Genomic DNA, 20,725 nt, shown 5'->3' on the forward strand with positions numbered 1-20,725 from the left:
TCCCAGCCACAAAATATTAGTGGCATTAACAGGTGTCGTCAGCCAGGATTTCTTTTCAATTTTCTCAACTATAAAAAACATGTCTACAAAAACTGTTTTGTTCGTTACCGGTGCATTTGTTACCCATCACTGCTGGGATGACTGGAAAACTCACTTTGAACTTAGAGGGTATAAAACAGTTGCTCCGCCGTGGCCTTTTAAGGATGGCACAGCTGCTGAACTCCGTGATCGTCAGCCTTATGATACCGATCTTGCAGATCTTACCTTATCAGAACTGATTGATCACTACGCCGATATTGCCAGACAACTGCCGGAAAAACCCATCATCATTGGTCATTCACTGGGTGGGATGATCACACAGATTCTGCTCAACCGGGGACTGGCGGCTGCGGCGGTGGCCATTCATTCAGTACCACCACAAGGCATTATTCCTTACGAATTCTCTTTTCTGAAATCAACCTGGGGTGCACTGGGGCTTTTCACTTCGATGAAAAAAACATATCTGATGCCTTTTTCTACCTGGCAATATGCATTTGTAAATGAAATGCCGCTCAGCGAGCAAAAATCAGCTTATGAGCAGTTTACCGCTCCGGAATCAAAAAGAGTAGCACGCGGTGGACTTACCAGTGCGGCGGCACTGGATTTTGAAAAACCGCACGCGCCGTTACTGCTTACGTCGGGAAGTCTGGATCATATCATTCCTGCACATCTGAACAAACGCAATTATAAAAAATACAAGCAAAACGGATCTGTTTTGGAGTACAAAGAGTTTGCCGGACGCAACCACCACGTACTTGCTCAGCCCGGCTGGCAAAACGATGCAGATTATGTCTTAAACTGGATCAAAAAATACTGATGTAGTCATTTTTACTTTGATGCTTACATATTCAGATCAACCACTGCCACCTGGCAAGGTCCGGGTTTAAATGGTGAAGGCAGGCTGACTACCCGCAGTAATGCGCTTAATGAGATGCCATTTAATTTCAATTCCTGCTTCGCTGAACAAGCCAGCGGCACTAATCCGGAGGAGTTGCCGGCTGCTGCCCATGCATGTTGCTTTACGATGAAGCTCAGCTTTGTGCCTGGTGAAGCGGGTTTTGTGGCAGAATTTTTAAAAACTGTGGCCGGTATCAGGTTTGTGAATGGAAATATAGCTGGTTCGCACCTTACAGTATCAGCAAAGATTCCCGGCATTAGCCGGGAGCTTTTAATGAAAGTGTGGCTGATGCAGAAGGCAACTGTCCGGTAGGCAGGATCTAAAATATCAAAATTATCATTGAGGCTAAGATCGAAACTTAAAATCATGGAGCCCGGCACCAGAACAGATCATTATGCACTATCCAAACAAAACCATTGAAGATTTGCTGGCAGCGTATAAACCTGTCCTGGGCAACGATTTCGACAAATATAAAAACCATGTTTACCGTGTTTTTCTGAACTGTATTTTACTGGACGAACAACCGGATCATGTTGAGAAATATGCCATTGCTGCTGTGTTTCACGACATAGGTATCTGGACGGATCACACGATTGATTATCTGTATCCTTCTATCGACCAAATGGAAGTCTTTTTGCTGAATAGCGGAAATAAGCGGTGGATCAATGAAATAACCTTAATGATCTACTGGCATCACAAGGTGGGCAGCTACCACGGACATTATGAAAAAACCGTGGAAAGTTTCCGTAAAGCTGATTGGATAGATGTTTCCCTTGGACTTTTAAGTTTTGGGGCGGACAGAAAAAGAATCATAGAAAACAGAATAATGCTTCCTAATCTTGGTTTCCATGTTTTTCTTATCAAAAAAATTGCACGCAATTTTTTGCAGCATCCGCTCAATCCTATACCGATGTTTAAATCATAACGGCGTGTCTCTTTTTGACTGGGGCCAAGATGAAATCGCATGAAACTTATGGCCGCATTATAAGCGATGATTAAAAAACGGCCGCTGGGATTATGGATGTGATCCAGAATAAAAAGGCTTTTTATTTTGGCATTTGTCGAGGAAAATTCGGAACCGATTCACAGTATTTACAACGTCCAAGATATGCTCTCCAAAAATCTTTTTTTACTGTAAAACCCGTTGCTTTAAAATCAACTTTTATTAATTACTACGACTATGAGCATTATTTTATTGACCGGCACAAGCAGTGGTTTTGGATTGATCACTGCGAAACACCTTGCAAAACAAGGTCATTCCGTTTTTGCCACCATGCGTGATATCCAGACCAGAAACCTAAACGCCGCTGCTGAATTGACTGACTGGGCAAAGCAGGAAAAAGTAAAAATTGACATTGTTGAACTGGATGCTACCGATGATAATTCTGTAAAACTTGCGGTCGAATCCATAGCAGAAAAGACAGGTGGCATAATTGATGTGCTGATCAACAATGCAGGAACAGGATTCATTGGCCTAAATGAGACACTTAGCGCAAGTCAGGTAAACCAGATTTTCCAAATCAACGTCATTGCGGCGGACCGGATGATCAAAGCGGTTCTTCCATGGATGCATAAAAACAAAAGCGGACTTATCGTAACCATTTCGAGCATCGCTGCCCGTCAATATATTCCTGTTATGGGTGTTTATGCGGCTAGTAAAGCAGCCATCGATGCATTATCGGTAAGCTATCATTATGAGTTGAAATCAAGCGGAATTGATATTGCCATCATGCAGCCCGGCGCTTATCAGACCACTGATATTGTATCGAAGCAAATGAGACCGGCGAATCCATCCGCAGCAAAATATTATAGTGAGGATATGAAGGGATATGAAAAGCAGGTTTTCCAGTATTTTGAACCTACGGAAGACAGCCGGGATCCGAAGGAAATTGCTGAGTGCATAGCAGACCTGATAGAAACACCTCAGGGAAAAAGAAAGCTGTGGACACTCGTTGGCGCAGGCCCTCTGGAAGAGCCGGTTGGTCAGATTAATACAGCTATAAAAGGGCTGACTGATACCGTTTTAAATGCAAGGGGAGTAAAGGTCTAAGCGTGTCATGCCTTTTGGAAATATATTCAGGATAAACCACGTACGGTTAATGTCTGAAAAATGGCGATAAATTTAACTTAATCATTTTCCGTTTCATCAAGTCCGTCCTGATATACCAGGCTCATAAGCGCTGCTGCCAATTCTTTTGGGGAAAGTATTTCGGCAGGATGATCCTTTAAAATGGCACTGTCAGGCATTCCCTTAAAAGTGGCAGTCAATGGGTCGCGTATCATAATCATCCCATTTTCCTGATGCATATGAATAGCACCTTTTGTGCCGTCGGTACCTGCCCCGGAAAGGATAATTCCGATCCCCATCTTCTTAACGTTTTCTGCCATCGAATGAAAAAAGATATCAAAGGCCCAGTTACTTTTATCAAGCGGATCCCGGTCGTAAATTTCCAGATACCCTTCTTTGATGGTCATGAATTTATTTACCGGTAACATGTAAATATGACCAGGCTTTACCAGCTCATGATCCGTTGCCCAGCTTACTGGCATGTCGGTATGTCTGGCAAGCATCTTGTCTCTTCTGCTTACATAATCTCTGCCCAGATGCTGTATGATGATAAATGCGGTATTGGGAAATGGGGGTACGGAAGAAAAAAACTGATAAAGATCATCCGTCCCGCCACCAGAAAAGCCAATGGCTACGATAAAAAATTTCTTTTCTTTTTCCATGGGCATTGGTCGTCTTTGTACCAGTCATATCATGTGCGACATATGCGCATGATCCAGGAAAATTCCTGCGTTTTTCGGTGAACGTCAGCTAAGATTGAATTGAAAGATACGACTTTAATATTGATTAGGAGGAATATAGGCTCGTGTGATTTTTTTGAAAAAGTAAAAATACGCTGCTGATCAAATACAAAGATCACAAAAAAGGTATCCGGAAGAGCCCGGATACCTTTTTCTAACTGTGACAGTTACTTAAATAAAGAATGGCTAATAAATAACTTTTTTCCTATTGACTTTGCTGCTGACAAAACCAACGACTTAGTGTGTCAGCTCTGGCGAAGCCTAGTTTTTTACAAATTTGTAATTTACCCGCTGCCCCTCAGGATTGATAAAATTCAAAATATACATCCCGGCAGGCAGCTGCCCAACCTGTATGCCATCGGCTGTATACCTGTCCGGCTTGCTGACCACTGTGCCAGAAAAGTTATAGATGGATAAATGGCTGATTGTGCCAGGATTTTTTACATCCAAAAACAGTTTTTCCGTAACAGGATTTGGATAGGGACTTATTTTAATGACCGGCTGGTCAAACAAAACGCTTCGAATCCTGCTGTAAGCAAATGTTCCGTCAAGATCCACCATTTTAAGGCGATAAAGATTTTCTCCGGACAGAGGTCTGGTGTCTTTATATCCGTATTTTTTTAAAGATTTACTTTCCGAAATAGCCGTTACTGATCCGATCAGCTCCCAGTCAAGGCCTTTTGTACTTCTTTCAATTTCAAAATGAGAGCTGTTCGTTTCCAGCGAAGTGGTCCAGGAAAGTTCAGATACAGCCTCCTTTTTCAATACTTCAAAATTTACCAGTGTCACTGGCAAAGGATCATTGATTACTCTTAAAATGACAGTTCCGTTTGCATTACTATATGCGGTTTCCCATATTCTTGGCGAGACCGAAGGCAAATTAACCGTAGAAAAAGTACCGCTGCTGCTGGCAGCATCAATAATGGTAAATTCATCGCCCAAAACCGGAGTGTAACCGTTGATAAGCGATACATTCAATATACCTGAGATGCTTAGCGCACCAGATATCAGAATTTTATCATAACCACTGCCAGCCGCTGTTCCGCCGATTTCAATATTGATGGTGCCGTTATTGATAACATTTCCGCTGAAAGAAAGTAAACCAGCCGAATTTCCGGGAGCTATGGAGGCATTATTGGTAAAACTGTAAGTAGCGATCGTTCCGCTTCCCTTGATTGTTCCGGTGTTCGATAACGTACCAGAAACCGTTAAGGTACTTGCATTGGTGTTGATGGTTCCGGCACTGTTAAGATTTCCGGTAGTGGCATTAAAACCTGTTGGAAGATTGATCGTCTGGCCAGCCAGGATACTGACCGCAGCGGTATTGGAATTGGGAAAACTTGTTGCAGCGATCCAAAAAGAATTGTCCGGCGAAGACTCCCAGCTAGCCGTTTGATTCCAGTCGGCACTGATATTTTTAGTTCTGAAATAATTTGATGCAGTGGAGTTTTTATATATATCATACGCGTTGGCAGAAGTGTAAGAGGCATTTACGGCTGGCTGTGTACCTGATATTCCTGTAAAATCGAGTCTGATTGTGCCGTTTCCGGTACCAGTGCCAATGGTTATGGTATAGGTTGTACCTGATCCGGTGATGTCCGTAATTGCTGCACCGGTGACACCTGATGTAGTGACTGTAAAATCTGTTGCATCCAGGCCTGTGATACTGTTGGCAAAATTTACTGTATATGCCACAGAGCCTGCATTGGTTGGCGATGAGCCTACTTTTGTGATGGAGCTCACCGTTGTTTTGGTATAAAAATCAACCTCATTTCCATAAGCCGTTCCAATCTGGTTGGTGGCGTAGGCCCGCACAAATATGCGCGTGCCGGACGGAAGTGAACCTACGGACTGGCTAAAATTACCTGTTCCGGACCCAATACCGATTTTATTATTTAGAATTGTAGGTGTTGTCGAAGTATTCCACACGATTCCCCGGTCAGATACTGTGCTTCCGCCGTCACTACTTACATTTCCGCCCAAAGTGGCCGAATTGGTATTAAATACAGTCACGCCAGCCGTTGTAAGTGTAGGCGCTGCAGGCGCAGTTCTGGTTGTAAAAACAAGCTTTGTGCTGCTGGTTATACCCGCAAAAATTCTGCTATCTATATCCTTGAAAGCGCCTTTGTCAATCAGAACGTAATAACCTGTCGTTTCCTGAAAATCAGTAGCCAGATTAACCGTGATCGTAGCGGTGGAGCTTCCGCTAACCTGTGCGTCTGTGACAGGTATGGTGGCAAAAGTTGAATTATTCGAAACGCGTTTGATCACAATATTTTTACCCGAAACCGCCGTCACGGCCCTGTTAAAAGTTAGGGTGATATTGGCATCCGTTGAAACGCCGGTGGCTGCACTGACAGGAACTGAGCTGCTTAAAAGCGGCGGAGCATCTGACTGCACAAAAAGAATATTCTGATCCGTAGCGGTTCTGTAAGTTACAAAAACATCAACATCCTTATCATTGTCCCAATCGGCCACAAATGCCTTTGTAGATGTCGAATAAAATGTTCCATTGTTGGGAATGTCGTTAAACGGGTTATTCGCTCCGGTTACGTCCGAGAAACTGCCGCTTCCGTTATTCTGCCAGAATTTCAGCGTGGTGACCGAATTGGAACTGGATGCCTGAATATCAATATCGCCATCCGCGTCAAAATCACCATAAATAAACTGGTTGTCCTGCACAATGGCAATATTTTTAAAAGGACTTGCATTGCCTGCTACTTCAACAAAGGTTCCGCCGTTATTCCGATAAAGAATGTTTTCTCCTGTTACGGCTGCTCCTATGCTGCGTTTGGTTACAAAAATGTCAGAATCTCCGTCATTATCCCAGTCTGCCACCCACGCAAATTGTGCACTTGTATAAAATGCAGCAGCATTGCTTAAATTTCTGAAAGGGTTCCCTGCGCCTGTTACCTTTGTAAACTGTCCGCTGCCATTATTTTGCCAGAAGTCATTGTCTGCTGCTCCTGTCTGGTAGGAATGAATATCGATATCACCATCCGAGTCAAAATCACCGTAAATCAGCTGGTCATCACCTGATATGTGAATAGAATAAAAAGGGCTGCTGCTGCCAGAAATTTCCTGATAAACGCCGTTATTATTCTTATAAAAAATATTTTGACCCGACGACGATCTTTTGGTTACAAAAATGTCATCATCCCCATCATTATCCCAGTCGGCCACAAAGGCGTATTTTGCGCTGTGAAAAACCGCTTTTTCCGTAATGCCGTCAAAAGGATTGGCACTTCCTGTAACTTGTGAAAAACCACCGCTTCCATTATTTCGCCAAAATTGATTTTCTGACGCGCCCGAAAATGGGTACAAGTGTATGTCAATATCGCCGTCCGCGTCAAAATCGCCATAAATCAGCTGGTCATCCGTAAAAATTTTCATTGCATCAAACGGACTGGCTGAGCCACTTAATTCTGAGAATTTCGGAATCAGAAGTCCTTTGAAATGGATATATTTTAATACATGATCCTTGATAATGCGGCCTGCGACATATTCCAGGTCCCAGTTTCCGCCCTTTTGACCTGAGCCTGTATTGTCCACCGAGCCGGCCACGGAAATACCCAAAAGATCATGCAGTTTGTTTACAAAACTTTTTCCCGCCTCGCCAGCTGCCAGCTGACAGCTATATATTAAAAGCTCTGATTTCTCAGATTCCAGACTATTGCTAATCGCTTTCCAGAATCCATTGAATTTTTCCAGGTTTTGCTCATTGAGCTGCTGGCGACCTAAAACCAGATTTCCGCGCGTTCCGTGCGTGAGAATATGAAGGCGCCGCACGCCACGCAGGGAACTGATTTTATCTTGCAGGGCTAAAAAACCCGAATCCGTGTTTTCAGCAAGAATAACCAGCGCATCTTTCGCAGAAGAGTGCACCAGATCCTGATAGTTTTCCAGCGATTTGTCAATGATAACCACATCCTTGTGATGGGTATTATTGAAAAGATCAAAAGAAGAGAAAAACAGTAAATAACCGGCGATGATGCACGCAGCGGTCAGTAGAAAAGTAAAGGTTTTTTTCATAACATTTCTTAAAGCAAAGACAAGATTTACAGAGTGGTGAGAAATATTTCAATGTTGTCGGTAAAGAATTTTGGTATAATGTGAATAGTGCAATTCAGGTCAGAAGTCAGTAAAATCGCATTTCAGTGCTTAACACTGATCAGATAAAAGCGGAAGACCGCTTTAAACCAGCAGATTTAATTTTCTGTCCTCTGTGGTGGCTTTGTGCTTTTTAAAAGGAAAAACACTGAGGCAATCGCTGCGGTCAGATATACAATGGCAAGGCCAGTATTTGCAAATTTCATTGTCTGAAAGTTAAATATCCAGTATGCCGAAACGCCCGGAATAATGGCCAAAATGAGAAAAATGATTCTTTGCATATTTTTAAAACTGTATTGTCTTACTTATTTATTCAAGCGTTATATGTGGTTGTTATTTTTATAATTAATCGTTTTACTGTTGTTTTTTAGATGTGTTTTTAAGCTTTATGACAGTAACTTTTCAAATCAAAATATATGTGCTGATCATAAAGCCCTTGCAGCAAAAAGATCAATTTCTTTTATCTAAACTGCGAAGCTGAAATATTTTGGAAATCGGCAAGGCACAAGCAGATCATGCTGATTCATAGGCATATGTAGTACGCTGATTAAAGGGGTACAGAATTTTTTCGAAATCTATGTTTCCTTTTTTTACAAAACCGTAACATGCTGAATTATATTTATCTTTTTAAAAGTCCTACTTTTCTCGGCCTGATGGCTATGTGGGAAGGGGCGGTTTAACTTTACGGAAGAAGGAGACCAGCGGTTTTTTAAAATAAAAATGCCGTTGAAACACGTGTTTCAACGGCATGCAGGTCATGTTTGCAAAATTCCTAACCAAGGCAGATTATATCAGCTGCCAGCTTTTTCATAGGCCCAGTCTACCATCAGGTTTACGGCCTTTTGTACCTCTTTGATATCTTCGCTCTTATTGATATCAATTCCGCAAAACGTGCTGCCATTAACCTTGGCATTAAGCACAAGATAATAAATGCCCGGAACGATCACCGCCAGCAGCGCGCGGAAATTGACACCGGAATCTTTAAAATGCGGGTCCGATATACCAAGCATTTCTTCACCCAATCTTTCCCTTGAATCTGCAAGGCTGCGGGCAATAACATTGGGTTCGCTGATCTGCCAACGCATGATCTGCTGCATTTCCTTATTTTGAAAAAAATAGGCAATTTGACTTTCCAGAATGCTCTTGGCAAGCTCCCGGCCCGAATCGTGCCTGTTTGCTTCGAGCAGCGCATCAACATGATCTTCAAGAGATATCCAAAAATCTTTTTGAGAGAGGTACACCTTAAAAAGCTCCTGAACATTTCCAAAATATCTGTAAATCAAGGTTTTGCTCACGCCAGCCACATAGGCAATTCTGGATGCCTTTAAAGCTGAATAACCTTTGGTCATAAAAATTTCACCTGTCGCAGCGATTAGCTTTTTTTTAGTTTCCTCCTTGTCTTTTTTGTGTAAAATATCCATTGAGTAAATATTTTTTATAGGAATAAAGTGGTGTTATCAGTATCAGCCCGGGACCAGAACTTTGGTATTTGTCAGCCAGCCACAGACTTGAAAAAAGATCAAATTAAGAATAACGCGGATTATTGTGTCTTCGAAAGCTTTGCTACCGGCGTATTTTACTCTACACAGACTCATTTATAAAACATCTTTTTAAAGTTGATAATATGATGAGGAGATATTTAAGGTTAATGCAGTTGAAAATTATTCCTGATAAAAATCATTTCTTTTTAAGTAAGAAGATCAGCATTTAAGCGACCGGATTTAGAGATTTTTGTAACAGGTTTTATGCTAACCTGATTTATTCTCAACTAATCTTTAAACCAGTGAAAACATATTGTTATATTCTATTTTTCTCCTGCGCGATAATGCTGATGTTCGCATGTAATTCCGGCCCTACACAGCATTCTGCGGTTAATATGAAAACATCAGATAAGGACAGCACCTTCAATATTTGTTATTCATCCGTGGTGAAGAAGGATACGGTTCTTTTAAATGCTTTGATGTTTGGAGATAGTGTCAAGGGAAGTTTGGGTTACAAACTTTATGAAAAAGATCACAGCAATGGTTCTTTGCTGGGAAAAATGTATGGTGATACTTTGAAAGCAACCTGTACATTTATGGTCAAGGGTTCGGAGTCGATTCAGGAAGTGATTTTTCTTAAAAAGGATTCTTTGTTTGTGGAAGGCCTGGCCAACCGGAAAACAGAAAATGGGAAAATCGTATTTGCTGATTCTGAAAAACTGCATTTCGATGGAATTATTTTAAAGCAGGTGCCTTGTAAGTAATAGTAAAATAACGTCAGCAATAGAATATTTTTAAAGCTTATCATCAAGACTGCTCCGTTATATCGGGCAGTCTTTTGGGTTTTAAGTTTCAATAGAAACAAGAAAACCGGCTTGAAAATGTTGTAGCAAAAATCATATTATCAGGATCGGATTACCATTTGAACGGTGGCGAAAAATTTTATTCAGTAGTTTAGTGTGCATTTTAATAAAAATTGTCTTCTACCACAGACAAAATCATTAATCACATGAATATTGGAAGTCACTACAAATTAAAAACGTTTGTGCTCTGGACGCGCCGAACGATTTATTGGCTGCTGCTTTGGGCAATCATTCCAACTTTACTTTTCAAATTGGCAGGTTTTACCTGGCTGACAATTCCATGGGTTCCTATCGCGCTGATCGGTACGGCGACTTCCTTTATTGCGGGATTTAAAAATACGCAGACTTATAACCGTCTTTGGGAAGCGCGGCAGATCTGGGGCGGGATTGTCAATAGCAGCCGGACGCTCGGGATTATGGTTAAAGGTTATATCAGAACGCAGGATGACAGTCAAAAGGAAATTCATCAACAGATTATTTACCGCCATATCGCCTGGTTAACAGCTTTTCGCTTTCAATTACGAGAATCAAAATCCTGGGAAAATATTAAAACGAAAAGTTATAATATTGAATTCCAGGCTAATTATACGGTTGAGGAGTGGGAGAAAAATCTTGGAGATGAGTTAAAACCATTTTTATCGGAAGAAGAAATCAGTTATGTCCTGAGCACAAAAAATCGTGCAACCCAGATTATCGCACTACAATCTGATGCATTGAAGAAATTGAACGAAAGTGGAAATCTGGATAGCTTGTGTTATGTTGAACTGGAAAATATTTTGAAGGATCTGTATGATCATCAGGGAAAAAGCGAGCGTATTAAAAATTTTCCATACCCGCGTCAGTTTGCCAGTATCAATCTCTTTTTTATACGTTTGCTGGTGGCTTTAATTCCCTTTGGTTTGATGAACGAATTTGCCAAATTGGGAGAATATGGTATCTGGCTAAATATTCCTTTCAGTGTTATTGTTTCCTGGGTTTTTACTTCTCTTGAACAGGTTGGAGAAAGTACAGAAAATCCTTTTGAAGGCGGTCCGAATGATGTTCCGATAACATCAATGAGCCGGACTATTGAAATAGATCTGCGGGAAATGCTCGGTCAGAAAGATTTACCGGCGCCAATTGCTGCCAGAAATGAAATTTTGATGTAGTGGTCTAAGCGTGCTTTTTTTCAATAGTTATCATAAAAATAGAAAACAAAAACCCAGTTATCTCGTCTGTTTGAGATAACTGGGTTTTTGTTTTTTATCAAATTGTATTTCAAATTTCTTCGCTATTTTTCTCCTACGTACCGTTCAAAAAATTCGTAAATTCTTAGAATTCTGTCGATACGTTGACGTGGATTTCCGCTTCTGCTAAGCTCGTGCGTTCCGCCTGGCATACGTACATATTCCACATCACGACCAAGTATTTTCAAGCTTTTGTATAACAATTCACTTTGAATAACACCTGTTCTCAAATCGTTTTCACCATGTTTGATCAAAAGTGGCGTATGAATATTTTCTACGAAAGTCTGAGGAGAATTGGCATCCATTACTTTTTTAATTTCTGTCTGCCAGGGATAACCTCCAAAGTAATTGGGTACAAGACTCCATGCATTTCCTTCGCCCATAAACGTCGTCAATTCATACACTCCGCGTTGTGAATGTGCTGCTTTGAAACGGTTGTCGTGACCAACAATCCAGGCAGTCAGGTAACCGGCATAAGAACCGCCTGTGATAACCTGACGAGCTGTATCTGCCCATGATTCTTTAACCGCCATACTTGCTGCTGCCAAAACATCTTCCGCCGGACCGGTTCCCCAATCCTGGAAATTAGCTTTCATGAAATCAAGCCCATAACCTCCTGATCCACGAGGATTTGCATAAACCACCCCGTATCCCTGCGCGCAAAAGAACTGTAACTCATGCCACATGGAAATTTCTCCCGGTCCCCACATGGCAGTAGGTCCGCCATGCATTTGTAATACCAACGGATATTTTTTACCAGCTTCGATTTTCGCCGGTTTCATGATCCAGTATTCGACCGTCTGCCCTTTGGAGTTTTTCAGCGTATATTTTTCCGGATAGCTTAGCAATTTATCTTTGAGCCATTCAGTGTTATGACTGCTGCGTTTGACTTCTGCTTTCAAGCCAAGATCGGCCGTGTAAAGTTCAGAAGGATCAGCAACCTCCGTTTTGGAATAAACTATGGCAGTTGCAGAAATATCAAAACTGTTAATACCCGTGTCATAACCGGTTAGCTGATCAATTTTCTTGTTTGATAAAGTTAATTTGTAAACTGGAAAACCGCCATTGGAAGCTGCTGCAAAGTAAAGAGATTTGCTATCGGCAGTCCAGGTAAGGTTTGAAGCAATCCTGTCAAAGTTGGAAATGTAAGGTTTTGAACCTGATCCCAATGTTAATATTCCGATATGACCTTGATCCAGCGTGGCTGGTTTCACTGCCGCGATTGAAGTGATATAAGCCAAAGATTTGTTGTCTTTTGAAATTGTTGGCTGACTGAAACTGTAAGCAGGATCGCTCAGAAGAACGGATATTTTGCTTCCGTCGGCGTTCATGCTCATGATTCTGCTTGCCTTGCTGCGGTCGGGATGTTGCAGACTGTCACCTTGTGTGACAAGAATAATCTTGTTATCAGGCGTCCAGATCGCTTGTCCATAGCTATAAAATCCTTTTGTAACCGGTTTTGCTTTTGCGCCTTCTTTTGGTTCGATCATGTAAAGATGCGTGAAAGTAAGCTCGGGCTGAGTTGTAGATTCTCCCTGAAAGTTAAGCCGGTTGATCACCTTGGCTTTTTTGTCCTCCACATCTTTATCCAGATAAGCACGAATTTCCGCCAGGGTTCCATCCGGATTTGCCTTGATGGATTTATCTTTTTTTACAAAGTTATTATTTTGAAAACCAGGCTTTTCCATGGACCAGACTGGAACCGTTTTTCCAGGATTTAATACGGAGTCTTTCAACATTTCTCCCATCGAAAGACTGGTCGAAAACATGATTTTACTTCCATCAGGAGACCATTTTGGATTAGAGGCACCATAGCTCAAATCTGATAGCTGCCAGGCTTCACCACCATTAACGGGAAGAATAAAGAGCTGCGTTTTGTCTTTAACTTTTCTGGAAAAAACGATTTTACTGCCGTCCGGAGACCATTCCGGAGCACTCGCACTTTCTGTGCCGTGTGTCAAAGCAACAGGTTCGTTTTTATTTGTAAGATCAACCAGGTAAAGATGCGTGCGGTAATCGTATTCGAATGGAGAGTCGGGGAGAGGTTCAATAGTTAAAAGTGTGTAAATGGCTTGTTTTTCTGTCGGTGAGATAGCAATGTTGCCGACCTGCTTCACTTTTGTCAAATCACTGACTTTGATTTTTTCTTTTTGCTGCGCCTGAGCAAGTCCGGAAATGGAAAAGATCAGAAATAAAACATACAATTTCTTCATAAGGTAGAATTTAAATAACGTATTATAGTAATCAGGAGTTAATGAAACAATTTAAGACAAATTGCGGGAAATCGATTAATAAAAAAACGGATATTGGCACTATTAATCCACTTCAAAGTTCGGGAATTAAGGTAAAATAAGCGCTTGCGACTTCTTATTGTCGGAAATCACTTTGACCATTTGTAATACTACTGAAAGTATAATTAATCCGAGTCCGGCGTAAAATGCCCAGTTGAGTTCACGGTTTTCTTTATAAAGAAAAATGGCTAGGATTATGGTGTAAACCGGTTCAAGATTGAAGCTAAGATTCACCGTAAAAGCAGGGATTTTGTGCAAAGCTTCCGTTAAAAGCATATATAAAAGTACAGTGCAAAATAAAGAAAGCAAGACAAGATAACCGGTGTCGGACCAAGAAGGCAGCATGGTAGCAACCGGGAAAAAATGCAGATAAAATGGCATGACAACCGCCAAACCAATACTTCCGCCAATCATTTGAAAGACGGTAATTGTTTCACTTTTATAAACGTGGGCGAGCCGTTCATTGGCTATTGTGAAAAACGCGACCAACAGTGAAGAAATAACGCCAAGACCTATTCCAAGGCGATATTTGGAATCAAAACTGAAAATTAATGCGATTCCCAGTAGTGTCAGACTACTGAGAAAAAGCTCGGAAAAGACAAATTTCCTTTTATTAATTAGCGGTGCAAGAACAGCAGTGAAAAATCCAGTCAGTGAAAAGCACACTACCCCGACCGAAATATTGGAATACTTAATACTACCATAAAAAAATATCCAATGCAGTCCGAGCAGGCAGCCAACAGGTGCGATGCGCGCAAAATCCTTTATCGAAATTGTTTTAAGTTTTCCCGATGATGTTAGAATCAGTAAGAGTAAAATTCCTGAAATCAGCATTCGATACCAGACGAGCAATCCTTCATTAAGCGTTATCAGCTTTCCAAAAACTCCTGTAAAACCTGCCAGCAGGATGGCGCTGTGTAATTGTAGAAATGCTTTTCTCATTAATATGACTTATCCGGGAATTTAATTTTATCAGACTTGAACGAGCTGATCAGTTGATAGGAGCGCTCAATTTCCAAACTTTACAAGTGCCGGTTGAGGAAATTGCAGGTACAAAAGAGTAGTGAATTGAATGTTTAATCAAACCTGAACAATTTACATCTGCTGTTACAATCAGTGTCTTATACCTCTTTAAAATGCTATCGGGCACTGTTATCTGCGTAGTAGTTACTTCATGGATTTTTAAATCGGTTTCGGTATATCCCTTTGCAGCAGAATCTTTTACGGCATAAATCATCCATTCAATTCCAACTTGGTCACCGTTACGTTCAGCTGTTAATTTCAATCCGCTACCCGTTTGACAGGCGGGATCTGCTGAAATGTTCGATACAGCATTACAAACTCCATTATCTGTATCATCATTACAGGATGTAAGAATTTGTAATGGAAACAAAAGACATATTAAATATGAAAGTTTTGTCATTCCCATACTGTTGTAAGTTAGCATCAGTTACTTAAAGATAGAAAAAATATGCCGCAAGCTTTAACAGAATAAACTGATCTTTTTTAAAACTGAACAATTAGGGTTTAGCCTTTTCGAGATAACCATTATCACCTAACCAATCTGCCATGCGCTGCGGCCAGGATTTAATACTTTGCCAGGGAGAGCGATTTCCCATGTTGAATCCGTGATCACCTTTTGTGTACAAATGCGCTTCCACCGGACGTTTCGCTTCACGATATTTTACCAGTAAGCTTGTTGTAGTGACTGAGCAGCAAGGGTCATCATTTGCGGCGAGCAAAAATGCAGGCGGTGCATCCTGAGGAACAACATCCGGAATTCCCAGAGGTCCTGGATAAATCAGCATTTGAAAATCAGGTTTTCCGTTTAAGCGGTCAATGGGATCTTTTGCGGCCGCATCACCTTTTCCTGATTCATAGGCAACGGCTGCAACAACCTCACCACCAGCGGAAAATCCAAGCATTCCAACGCGGTTATTATCAATTCCATATTCTTTTGCCAGGCTTCTAACCTGCCGGATAGCCCGCAATCCGTCCTCACGAGGTTGCTTTTCCAATGAATATGGAGAGCCTTCTTCTCTTGGAAGACGATATTTCAATACAAAAACCGTAATGCCAAGTTTGGCCAGATACTCAGCTGGCTCCGTACCTTCGGCGTTATAAACAAGTAATCGGAAGCCGCCTCCAGGACAAATCACAACCGCTGTTCCGTTGGCTTTTCCTGCGGGCGGGAGAAATACCTGAAGAGAGGGATTGTGAATATTTTTCACCCAATAATCCTTGGCAGATTCGGCCTCTTTTGATTTTACTTCGAAATCGGGAGGGCCGTTTTTCCATAATGGGATTATGGTTTTGGCTTGTTGGGCGTTGGTTATGAATGAGGTAAGTGTTAGAAAAAATACTATCCTGATTCTTACTTTTAAGATATTGTTTGGAAAAGATTTCATATAAGTGTTTAGGTAATTTGCCCGTATTAATTGTTTTGAAGAAATTCGGAAATTGTAATAATTGAAGTATTTTGAAAAGGATTTAAGTCTAACAAATCTTTGTCGCCAGTAAGAAGAAAATCCGCGCTGCCATCTATTGATAGCCCCAATAAGAAATTGTCTTTGGGGTCCCTGCAAACTTCTATTTTTGAAGTTACAAACACAAATTCGGCATGCTCTTCAATTGTTTTTAAAATTTCTTCAACATCCTTTTGAGGGAAAAAACGTCGGAATTTTGGTCTTTGAGCAACCTCTAGAAATTCTTCAAGTAACTCCGAGCTGAAAATCAGGATAGCCCGTTTTGAAAATATTATGTCATCAAGTTTAGACAGATCCTTTGTAATAAGAAAGCTTATCCAAAGATTGGTATCCAAGATGATTCTTACAGCATTATTTTGCATAGCGCTGGCTTCTTATTAATTCCACCTCCGCTGTTATTTCTTCAAGTGAGGGGATATTTTTAGCCTTTGTTCTAAGTTTTTCCAAAATAGATGCAAAGCCATTTTTTGATGAATCCTGAATAGCGATTAAATCTAGGTCAGCCAGATCCTCTAATAATTTTTCAGCTTTTGGATTCAAAATATCTATTCTTATAGTATTCATCTTTTTCTTTGATTAATTAGATCGAATATAATAATATTCTTTTGGATATCCATCCACAACCATTTCCCTACCCCCGCCACTTAAACGATTTATCATCAATCGCTCGCATGGTGCACAAGATGCCATTCAAATGGTCATATTCATGTTGCAGTAATTCTGATAAATCATCAGCCATTTTCCATTCCTGAGGCTGCCAGTTTTCATCAAGGTATTTGATTGTCAAACTTTTATGTCTCTTTACTTTGACTAACAGATTGGGGAAACTCATACAGTCGTCCCAAAGCTCAAACATTTCATCACTTAATTCGCTAAATTCAGGATTGATAAAAATAACCGGTTTATCGATTTGCATGTAAATCAGCCTTTTCATAATTCCGAGCTGAGGCGCCGCAATAGCCCGGCCAAAATTATATTTTGCCCTGATTTCTCTCATAACATTATCCAGATCGGCTACCCATTTTTTTACCATTGGCAATTCTGTTTGTAAAACGGGTTCACAAACTTCATAAAGAAGCGGATGCCCCAATTGCAGCATATCATTTAAGCCTTTCATTTTTTCAATTCTTTTTCAAAACAGACACTATTGTCTATTCCTATATACTGACCGTAATTAGGAATTCTCTTATAGCCGTTTTTTTCATAAAGTTTGATTGCTTCCGGCTGTCTTTTCCCCGTTTCCAGAACACATTTTGTATAGGACAATTCGGCTGCCCAATTTTCTAATTCTGTCAAAACAGCAGTTGCAATTCCCTTACCGCGATCTTGTGGTGCGGTGTACATGCGTTTCATTTCCATGCTGTCCGGCATAAATTCTTTCATCGCACCACAGCCAACAGGTTCGTCATTTTCAATAGCCACGACGGCGTGTTTTATTTTATCAATTTTGTTGAACTGGGAGTAAAATGTATGATCAGCGCCATCTCTCTGTGCCAGATCGGCATCAAGTTTTTTCACGAGTGCGATGAAGTCATTATCGTCGGAGTTGGTTCGGACCAGGTTGAGCATAGTATATTTCTGACTGAAAGTAATCTTTTTGAGAGAAAACAAAAATATAAATTTAACGAAATCCTTTATCTGGTTTTCTGTTTTTTTTTGCAGGTAAGCTTAACGTTTTCACAAAAAAGTTATTCGCTCAAAAATCGCAAAACATAGTCATTTATTTCTTTTTGCTGTGCTTTTGTTCCATGATTGTCCATGTCGTTAGGAATGGTATCAGGCAGTTTAATAATGGTTATCGCAAATTGGTTTTGCTCTTCCGTCGATGGCAGCACACCTTCATCTGCGGACTGATCGCTTGAACGGAGTAATATACTTTCAGACTTTTTATTCGGGGTAAAGCCATTCTTTTGTTATCCAGCGTGATTATTTTACTGATTATACCTGGATATTTTTGTGGAAACAAAGCCGTCATATCTCCGCCATTCGAATGTCCGATTAATGTTATGTTTTTGAAATCTAGATCCGGATAAGATTTTTTTATTTCATTGATCACAAATAAAATATTATCTGCTCCCCGGTCCCAAAATGGTCGTCGCACAACTTGCGGAATTCCTGTTGCCGGAATTAGGTCATCTGTTTGTAATTCATGCTGGACACTGGCAACGAAATATCCGTGAGAGGCCAGATTTTCGGTCAGATATGATGCCTGTTTATTCCCACCAGGCATATTTTGATAATAACCATGACTAAAAATGACCAGTTTTTGCTTTCTGATTTTTGTTGTATTAGGTAAATAAAGCATGACCGGAACCTGCCGTTTTCTTGTGCTATCAAACAAATTCAGGCTGTCGGTTTTAACCTGAACCAGCTGTTTGACAGATTGAGCTGAAATACCCGTAGATGCAAAATGATTATAATCAGCAGTTTGCCAAAAATGATTCGCGACATTTGAAATAGACAGTTTTTTGGAATTTTATACAAAATCCGTTTAAATATCAGAGAAAAATTGATATGTCTTTAACGATGCCCAATGGCATTACTGTTCGTAAACATCGTACTTATCAATCGTCTTGATCTTTTTCAAACCCTGAAATTCGTAGCCAAGAACATTTGTTGGAACATCACCGCTTTTTACCACAACAAATCTGATCTTTTTTTCCTTTACCATGTTTCTGAAATTCTGAAAATCGAAAATCTTGTTTCTGTCGGCAAGGTAAACAACGTCGGTAAAAGGCAGCAATATATTTCTAAACAAGAAGTGTTTAAGATAAACATTCTGGTAATTATCTGCATCACAAACATATACCCATTCTTTATCGGTCAATTTTTTTTCATTGGTAATAAATTCTGCTACTTCTCTTTCTTTAAAATATTGATCAGTATATAAACTATGAGGCTGCTTATGATAAGCCATATATACAAAAAGCGTGCAATGAACGGCGACAATGACCAGATAAGAGGCAAGAAGTGCTCGTAGTATGTTTGATTTAAATAAATTTGTCCGTTTTGGTTCTGTGAAAAACAGCGTGATTTGGATAACTGCAATGATCAGATAATCCTGATAATACCCAACTCCTGCACCCACTTTGAAAGCTGTGGCAGTGGCAAATAAAAAGAATATGGAACTGACAATGGCCAGGAAGCGGTAAAATGCCGATTCCCGATTAGTCAGGGAATAAAATGTAATGATGAAATTAAAAATAATGAGCGGAGCAAATTGTAGTAGAAATCTTTCTAATGTCCAGTCATAAAACCAGTCCCAGCTGATGGAATTTTCGACTCCACCAACAATGTTTGCAAAGAAAACAGGGATCGAATTTATAGGTAAAATAGCAAGATAGAGTGCAAAGAATGCCACTCCCGCAAGAATTAGTTTTGCCAAAAGTTTCCACTGACTTTCATAAATACAAAAAAGACCGAGCGCGATGGCATGTATGGTGCCACTTTGTTTTACGAAAAATGCCATGACAGAAATAAAAATAGCAAGGATATACCATAAATCATTCCTAGATGCAGATGTTATTGCTTTAAAAACAACAGTTACGTATAATGTAGTAAGTAATACGACAAGGCTGTCGGGCCGGGAGCTGGTTAATATCCAAAAGGCCAGAATCTGAAATACAAGACATGCCGTTAGTATTCCGGTTATCCTCTTTCGTTTTGTCAATCTGGTCAGGATAAACGCCACGGAGAGAGACGCTAAAACTGTAAGCATAATGGAAACAAACCGGCTGCTTACAAAAACCTTATGCACATCATTTGGAAGCCAGCCGTTAATTTTTAAAAACAGACTGATGATAAAAAAATATAAAGGTGTGTATTGGGTAAAACGAAACGGAGCCAATTCCGGATCGGTATATATCGGTCGGTTATCCGTAAGAAACTGAATTGGGAAAATAGTACTCGCTTCACTTCCAGATATATCCGGAAGAAAACTCGTAGAAAAATAGACCTTAATAATAATTAAAATCAAGGAAGAAAGTAAGCTGATCGCTGCCGAAATTTTAAACAAATTTATTCTTATCCAGTTATAAAATATCATTTTGTGCAGGGCTAGGTTCTTTTAAAGGGTACCTGGAACAAATAGTTTGCCAGGGCTTAACTTATTATTAACCAGAGTCACAGATATGCAGCTATTAGATGATTATCGGTAACTGGCAATGGCACTTTAAATCTTAGGGTTGTTGAATAATTTTTGGCTTCGATACACATATGAGCCTTGGCAAATGACTGATTTATTCAAATGAGAGAGAATTCCCAGTATTATATTTAGCAGAAGTAAGTACGTTTTCAAATTTTATTATTGAGGGTGAGTATTCGTTTTTGTCAGACAAATTTATGAATTTGTGTAGAATATGTAACCATTAGAAGATTAATATTTACAATTCTTATAATTTTTTTGTGGTGAAATATGGCCATTGTGAATCTTAATTGTTAAATCAATTTCCGTAGGTCTATTGAAAGCCATTTATTTTCCGCGGTTAGGTATAGGACACCATTTAGGGGAAATAACGTTGTAA

20 protein-coding genes are annotated in these 20,725 nt (G+C 40.2%); 6 read left to right on the forward strand and 14 right to left on the reverse strand.

What is annotated here, in order from left to right:
- The first annotated feature begins 79 nt into the window (after positions 1 to 79).
- The 4 genes from IEE83_RS07250 (at position 80) to IEE83_RS07265 (ending at position 2,987) form a co-directional block, all read left to right on the forward strand.
- Positions 80 to 856, forward strand: coding sequence for an alpha/beta hydrolase (locus IEE83_RS07250; protein ID WP_194119944.1), 777 nt, complete (start codon positions 80 to 82; stop codon positions 854 to 856).
- Positions 857 to 940: 84 nt separating this feature from the next.
- A complete protein-coding gene (locus IEE83_RS07255) occupies positions 941 to 1,249 on the forward strand; it encodes an OsmC family protein (RefSeq protein ID WP_228102006.1) in 309 nt (102 codons plus the stop codon).
- 82 nt (positions 1,250 to 1,331) lie between these two features.
- Positions 1,332 to 1,862: a hypothetical protein gene (locus tag IEE83_RS07260; RefSeq protein ID WP_194119945.1), complete on the forward strand. Its 531-nt coding sequence runs from the start codon at positions 1,332 to 1,334 to the stop codon at positions 1,860 to 1,862.
- 255 nt (positions 1,863 to 2,117) lie between these two features.
- Positions 2,118 to 2,987: an SDR family NAD(P)-dependent oxidoreductase gene (locus tag IEE83_RS07265; protein WP_194119946.1), complete on the forward strand. Its 870-nt coding sequence runs from the start codon at positions 2,118 to 2,120 to the stop codon at positions 2,985 to 2,987.
- A 77-nt stretch (positions 2,988 to 3,064) separates the two neighbouring features.
- Here the strand turns inward: IEE83_RS07265 and IEE83_RS07270 are convergent, their stop codons facing one another.
- The 4 genes from IEE83_RS07270 to IEE83_RS07280 all read right to left on the reverse strand — a co-directional run bounded on the left by IEE83_RS07270 (position 3,065) and on the right by IEE83_RS07280 (position 9,276).
- A complete protein-coding gene (locus IEE83_RS07270; RefSeq protein WP_194119947.1) occupies positions 3,065 to 3,667 on the reverse strand; it encodes a chemotaxis protein CheB in 603 nt (200 codons plus the stop codon).
- Between the two features lie 339 nt (positions 3,668 to 4,006).
- Entirely contained in the window at positions 4,007 to 7,777 is a 3,771-nt protein-coding gene (locus IEE83_RS07275) for a DUF4347 domain-containing protein (protein WP_194119948.1), read from the reverse strand.
- A 176-nt stretch (positions 7,778 to 7,953) separates the two neighbouring features.
- Positions 7,954 to 8,136 carry a hypothetical protein gene (locus IEE83_RS32870; protein ID WP_228101710.1) on the reverse strand — a complete coding sequence of 61 codons (183 nt, stop codon included), beginning with the start codon at positions 8,134 to 8,136 and terminating at the stop codon, positions 7,954 to 7,956.
- Between the two features lie 510 nt (positions 8,137 to 8,646).
- Positions 8,647 to 9,276 carry a TetR/AcrR family transcriptional regulator gene (locus tag IEE83_RS07280; protein ID WP_194119949.1) on the reverse strand — a complete coding sequence of 210 codons (630 nt, stop codon included), beginning with the start codon at positions 9,274 to 9,276 and terminating at the stop codon, positions 8,647 to 8,649.
- Positions 9,277 to 9,731: 455 nt separating this feature from the next.
- Here IEE83_RS07280 and IEE83_RS07285 point away from each other — a divergent pair, with 455 nt between their 5' ends.
- A complete protein-coding gene (locus tag IEE83_RS07285) occupies positions 9,732 to 10,100 on the forward strand; it encodes a hypothetical protein (protein ID WP_194119950.1) in 369 nt (122 codons plus the stop codon).
- A gap of 245 nt (positions 10,101 to 10,345) precedes the next feature.
- The gene (locus tag IEE83_RS07290) at positions 10,346 to 11,347 is read left to right on the forward strand and encodes a bestrophin family protein (protein ID WP_194119951.1); all 1,002 of its coding nucleotides are present in this window, start codon (positions 10,346 to 10,348) and stop codon (positions 11,345 to 11,347) included.
- Between the two features lie 122 nt (positions 11,348 to 11,469).
- On the opposite strand, the gene IEE83_RS07295 is transcribed toward IEE83_RS07290, so the two are convergent.
- The 10 genes from IEE83_RS07295 to IEE83_RS07340 form a co-directional block, all read right to left on the reverse strand.
- Complete coding sequence (locus IEE83_RS07295) at positions 11,470 to 13,638, reverse strand: S9 family peptidase (RefSeq protein ID WP_194119952.1); 2,169 nt, start codon at positions 13,636 to 13,638, stop codon at positions 11,470 to 11,472.
- A gap of 126 nt (positions 13,639 to 13,764) precedes the next feature.
- Positions 13,765 to 14,658 (reverse strand): DMT family transporter, encoded by an 894-nt coding sequence (locus IEE83_RS07300; protein WP_194119953.1) that lies wholly within the window; start codon positions 14,656 to 14,658, stop codon positions 13,765 to 13,767.
- 49 nt (positions 14,659 to 14,707) lie between these two features.
- Complete coding sequence (locus tag IEE83_RS07305) at positions 14,708 to 15,139, reverse strand: hypothetical protein (RefSeq protein WP_194119954.1); 432 nt, start codon at positions 15,137 to 15,139, stop codon at positions 14,708 to 14,710.
- A gap of 97 nt (positions 15,140 to 15,236) precedes the next feature.
- Complete coding sequence (locus tag IEE83_RS07310; protein ID WP_194119955.1) at positions 15,237 to 16,124, reverse strand: alpha/beta hydrolase; 888 nt, start codon at positions 16,122 to 16,124, stop codon at positions 15,237 to 15,239.
- Positions 16,125 to 16,150: 26 nt separating this feature from the next.
- Positions 16,151 to 16,564, reverse strand: a complete 414-nt coding sequence (locus tag IEE83_RS07315) for a putative toxin-antitoxin system toxin component, PIN family (protein ID WP_194119956.1) — start codon at positions 16,562 to 16,564, stop codon at positions 16,151 to 16,153.
- Positions 16,554 to 16,766, reverse strand: coding sequence for a hypothetical protein (locus IEE83_RS07320; RefSeq protein WP_194119957.1), 213 nt, complete (start codon positions 16,764 to 16,766; stop codon positions 16,554 to 16,556). The genes IEE83_RS07315 and IEE83_RS07320 overlap by 11 nt, the downstream gene beginning before the upstream one ends.
- 67 nt (positions 16,767 to 16,833) lie before the next feature.
- Positions 16,834 to 17,319 carry a peptide deformylase gene (locus IEE83_RS07325; RefSeq protein ID WP_194119958.1) on the reverse strand — a complete coding sequence of 162 codons (486 nt, stop codon included), beginning with the start codon at positions 17,317 to 17,319 and terminating at the stop codon, positions 16,834 to 16,836.
- Positions 17,316 to 17,771 (reverse strand): GNAT family N-acetyltransferase, encoded by a 456-nt coding sequence (locus IEE83_RS07330; protein WP_194119959.1) that lies wholly within the window; start codon positions 17,769 to 17,771, stop codon positions 17,316 to 17,318. The genes IEE83_RS07325 and IEE83_RS07330 overlap by 4 nt, the downstream gene beginning before the upstream one ends.
- Before the next feature lie 226 nt (positions 17,772 to 17,997).
- Positions 17,998 to 18,507, reverse strand: a complete 510-nt coding sequence (locus IEE83_RS07335; protein WP_194119960.1) for an alpha/beta hydrolase — start codon at positions 18,505 to 18,507, stop codon at positions 17,998 to 18,000.
- A gap of 234 nt (positions 18,508 to 18,741) precedes the next feature.
- Positions 18,742 to 20,247, reverse strand: a complete 1,506-nt coding sequence (locus IEE83_RS07340) for a glycosyltransferase family 39 protein (protein WP_194119961.1) — start codon at positions 20,245 to 20,247, stop codon at positions 18,742 to 18,744.
- Between the last annotated feature and the right edge of the window lie 478 nt (positions 20,248 to 20,725).

Origin of the sequence: Dyadobacter subterraneus (assembly GCF_015221875.1) — a bacterium.
In the GTDB taxonomy this organism is placed as follows: Bacteria; Bacteroidota; Bacteroidia; order Cytophagales; family Spirosomataceae; genus Dyadobacter; species Dyadobacter subterraneus.

Excerpts from the sequence above, each read along its gene's own strand:
- IEE83_RS07280 (WP_194119949.1), bottom strand. The coding sequence starts at position 9,276 with ATGGATATTTTACACAAAAAAGACAAGGAGGAAACTAAAAAAAAGCTA.
- IEE83_RS07275 (WP_194119948.1), bottom strand. The coding sequence starts at position 7,777 with ATGAAAAAAACCTTTACTTTTCTACTGACCGCTGCGTGCATCATCGCC.
- IEE83_RS07265 (WP_194119946.1), top strand. The coding sequence starts at position 2,118 with ATGAGCATTATTTTATTGACCGGCACAAGCAGTGGTTTTGGATTGATC.
- IEE83_RS07290 (WP_194119951.1), top strand. The coding sequence starts at position 10,346 with ATGAATATTGGAAGTCACTACAAATTAAAAACGTTTGTGCTCTGGACG.
- IEE83_RS07260 (WP_194119945.1), top strand. The coding sequence starts at position 1,332 with ATGCACTATCCAAACAAAACCATTGAAGATTTGCTGGCAGCGTATAAA.
- IEE83_RS07270 (WP_194119947.1), bottom strand. The coding sequence starts at position 3,667 with ATGGAAAAAGAAAAGAAATTTTTTATCGTAGCCATTGGCTTTTCTGGT.
- IEE83_RS07315 (WP_194119956.1), bottom strand. The coding sequence starts at position 16,564 with ATGCAAAATAATGCTGTAAGAATCATCTTGGATACCAATCTTTGGATA.
- IEE83_RS32870 (WP_228101710.1), bottom strand. The coding sequence starts at position 8,136 with ATGCAAAGAATCATTTTTCTCATTTTGGCCATTATTCCGGGCGTTTCG.
- IEE83_RS07300 (WP_194119953.1), bottom strand. The coding sequence starts at position 14,658 with ATGAGAAAAGCATTTCTACAATTACACAGCGCCATCCTGCTGGCAGGT.
- IEE83_RS07330 (WP_194119959.1), bottom strand. The coding sequence starts at position 17,771 with ATGCTCAACCTGGTCCGAACCAACTCCGACGATAATGACTTCATCGCA.
- IEE83_RS07325 (WP_194119958.1), bottom strand. The coding sequence starts at position 17,319 with ATGAAAGGCTTAAATGATATGCTGCAATTGGGGCATCCGCTTCTTTAT.
- IEE83_RS07295 (WP_194119952.1), bottom strand. The coding sequence starts at position 13,638 with ATGAAGAAATTGTATGTTTTATTTCTGATCTTTTCCATTTCCGGACTT.
- IEE83_RS07340 (WP_194119961.1), bottom strand. The coding sequence starts at position 20,247 with ATGATATTTTATAACTGGATAAGAATAAATTTGTTTAAAATTTCGGCA.
- IEE83_RS07320 (WP_194119957.1), bottom strand. The coding sequence starts at position 16,766 with ATGAATACTATAAGAATAGATATTTTGAATCCAAAAGCTGAAAAATTA.
- IEE83_RS07305 (WP_194119954.1), bottom strand. The coding sequence starts at position 15,139 with ATGACAAAACTTTCATATTTAATATGTCTTTTGTTTCCATTACAAATT.
- IEE83_RS07285 (WP_194119950.1), top strand. The coding sequence starts at position 9,732 with ATGAAAACATCAGATAAGGACAGCACCTTCAATATTTGTTATTCATCC.
- IEE83_RS07335 (WP_194119960.1), bottom strand. The coding sequence starts at position 18,507 with ATGCTTTATTTACCTAATACAACAAAAATCAGAAAGCAAAAACTGGTC.
- IEE83_RS07310 (WP_194119955.1), bottom strand. The coding sequence starts at position 16,124 with ATGAAATCTTTTCCAAACAATATCTTAAAAGTAAGAATCAGGATAGTA.
- IEE83_RS07250 (WP_194119944.1), top strand. The coding sequence starts at position 80 with ATGTCTACAAAAACTGTTTTGTTCGTTACCGGTGCATTTGTTACCCAT.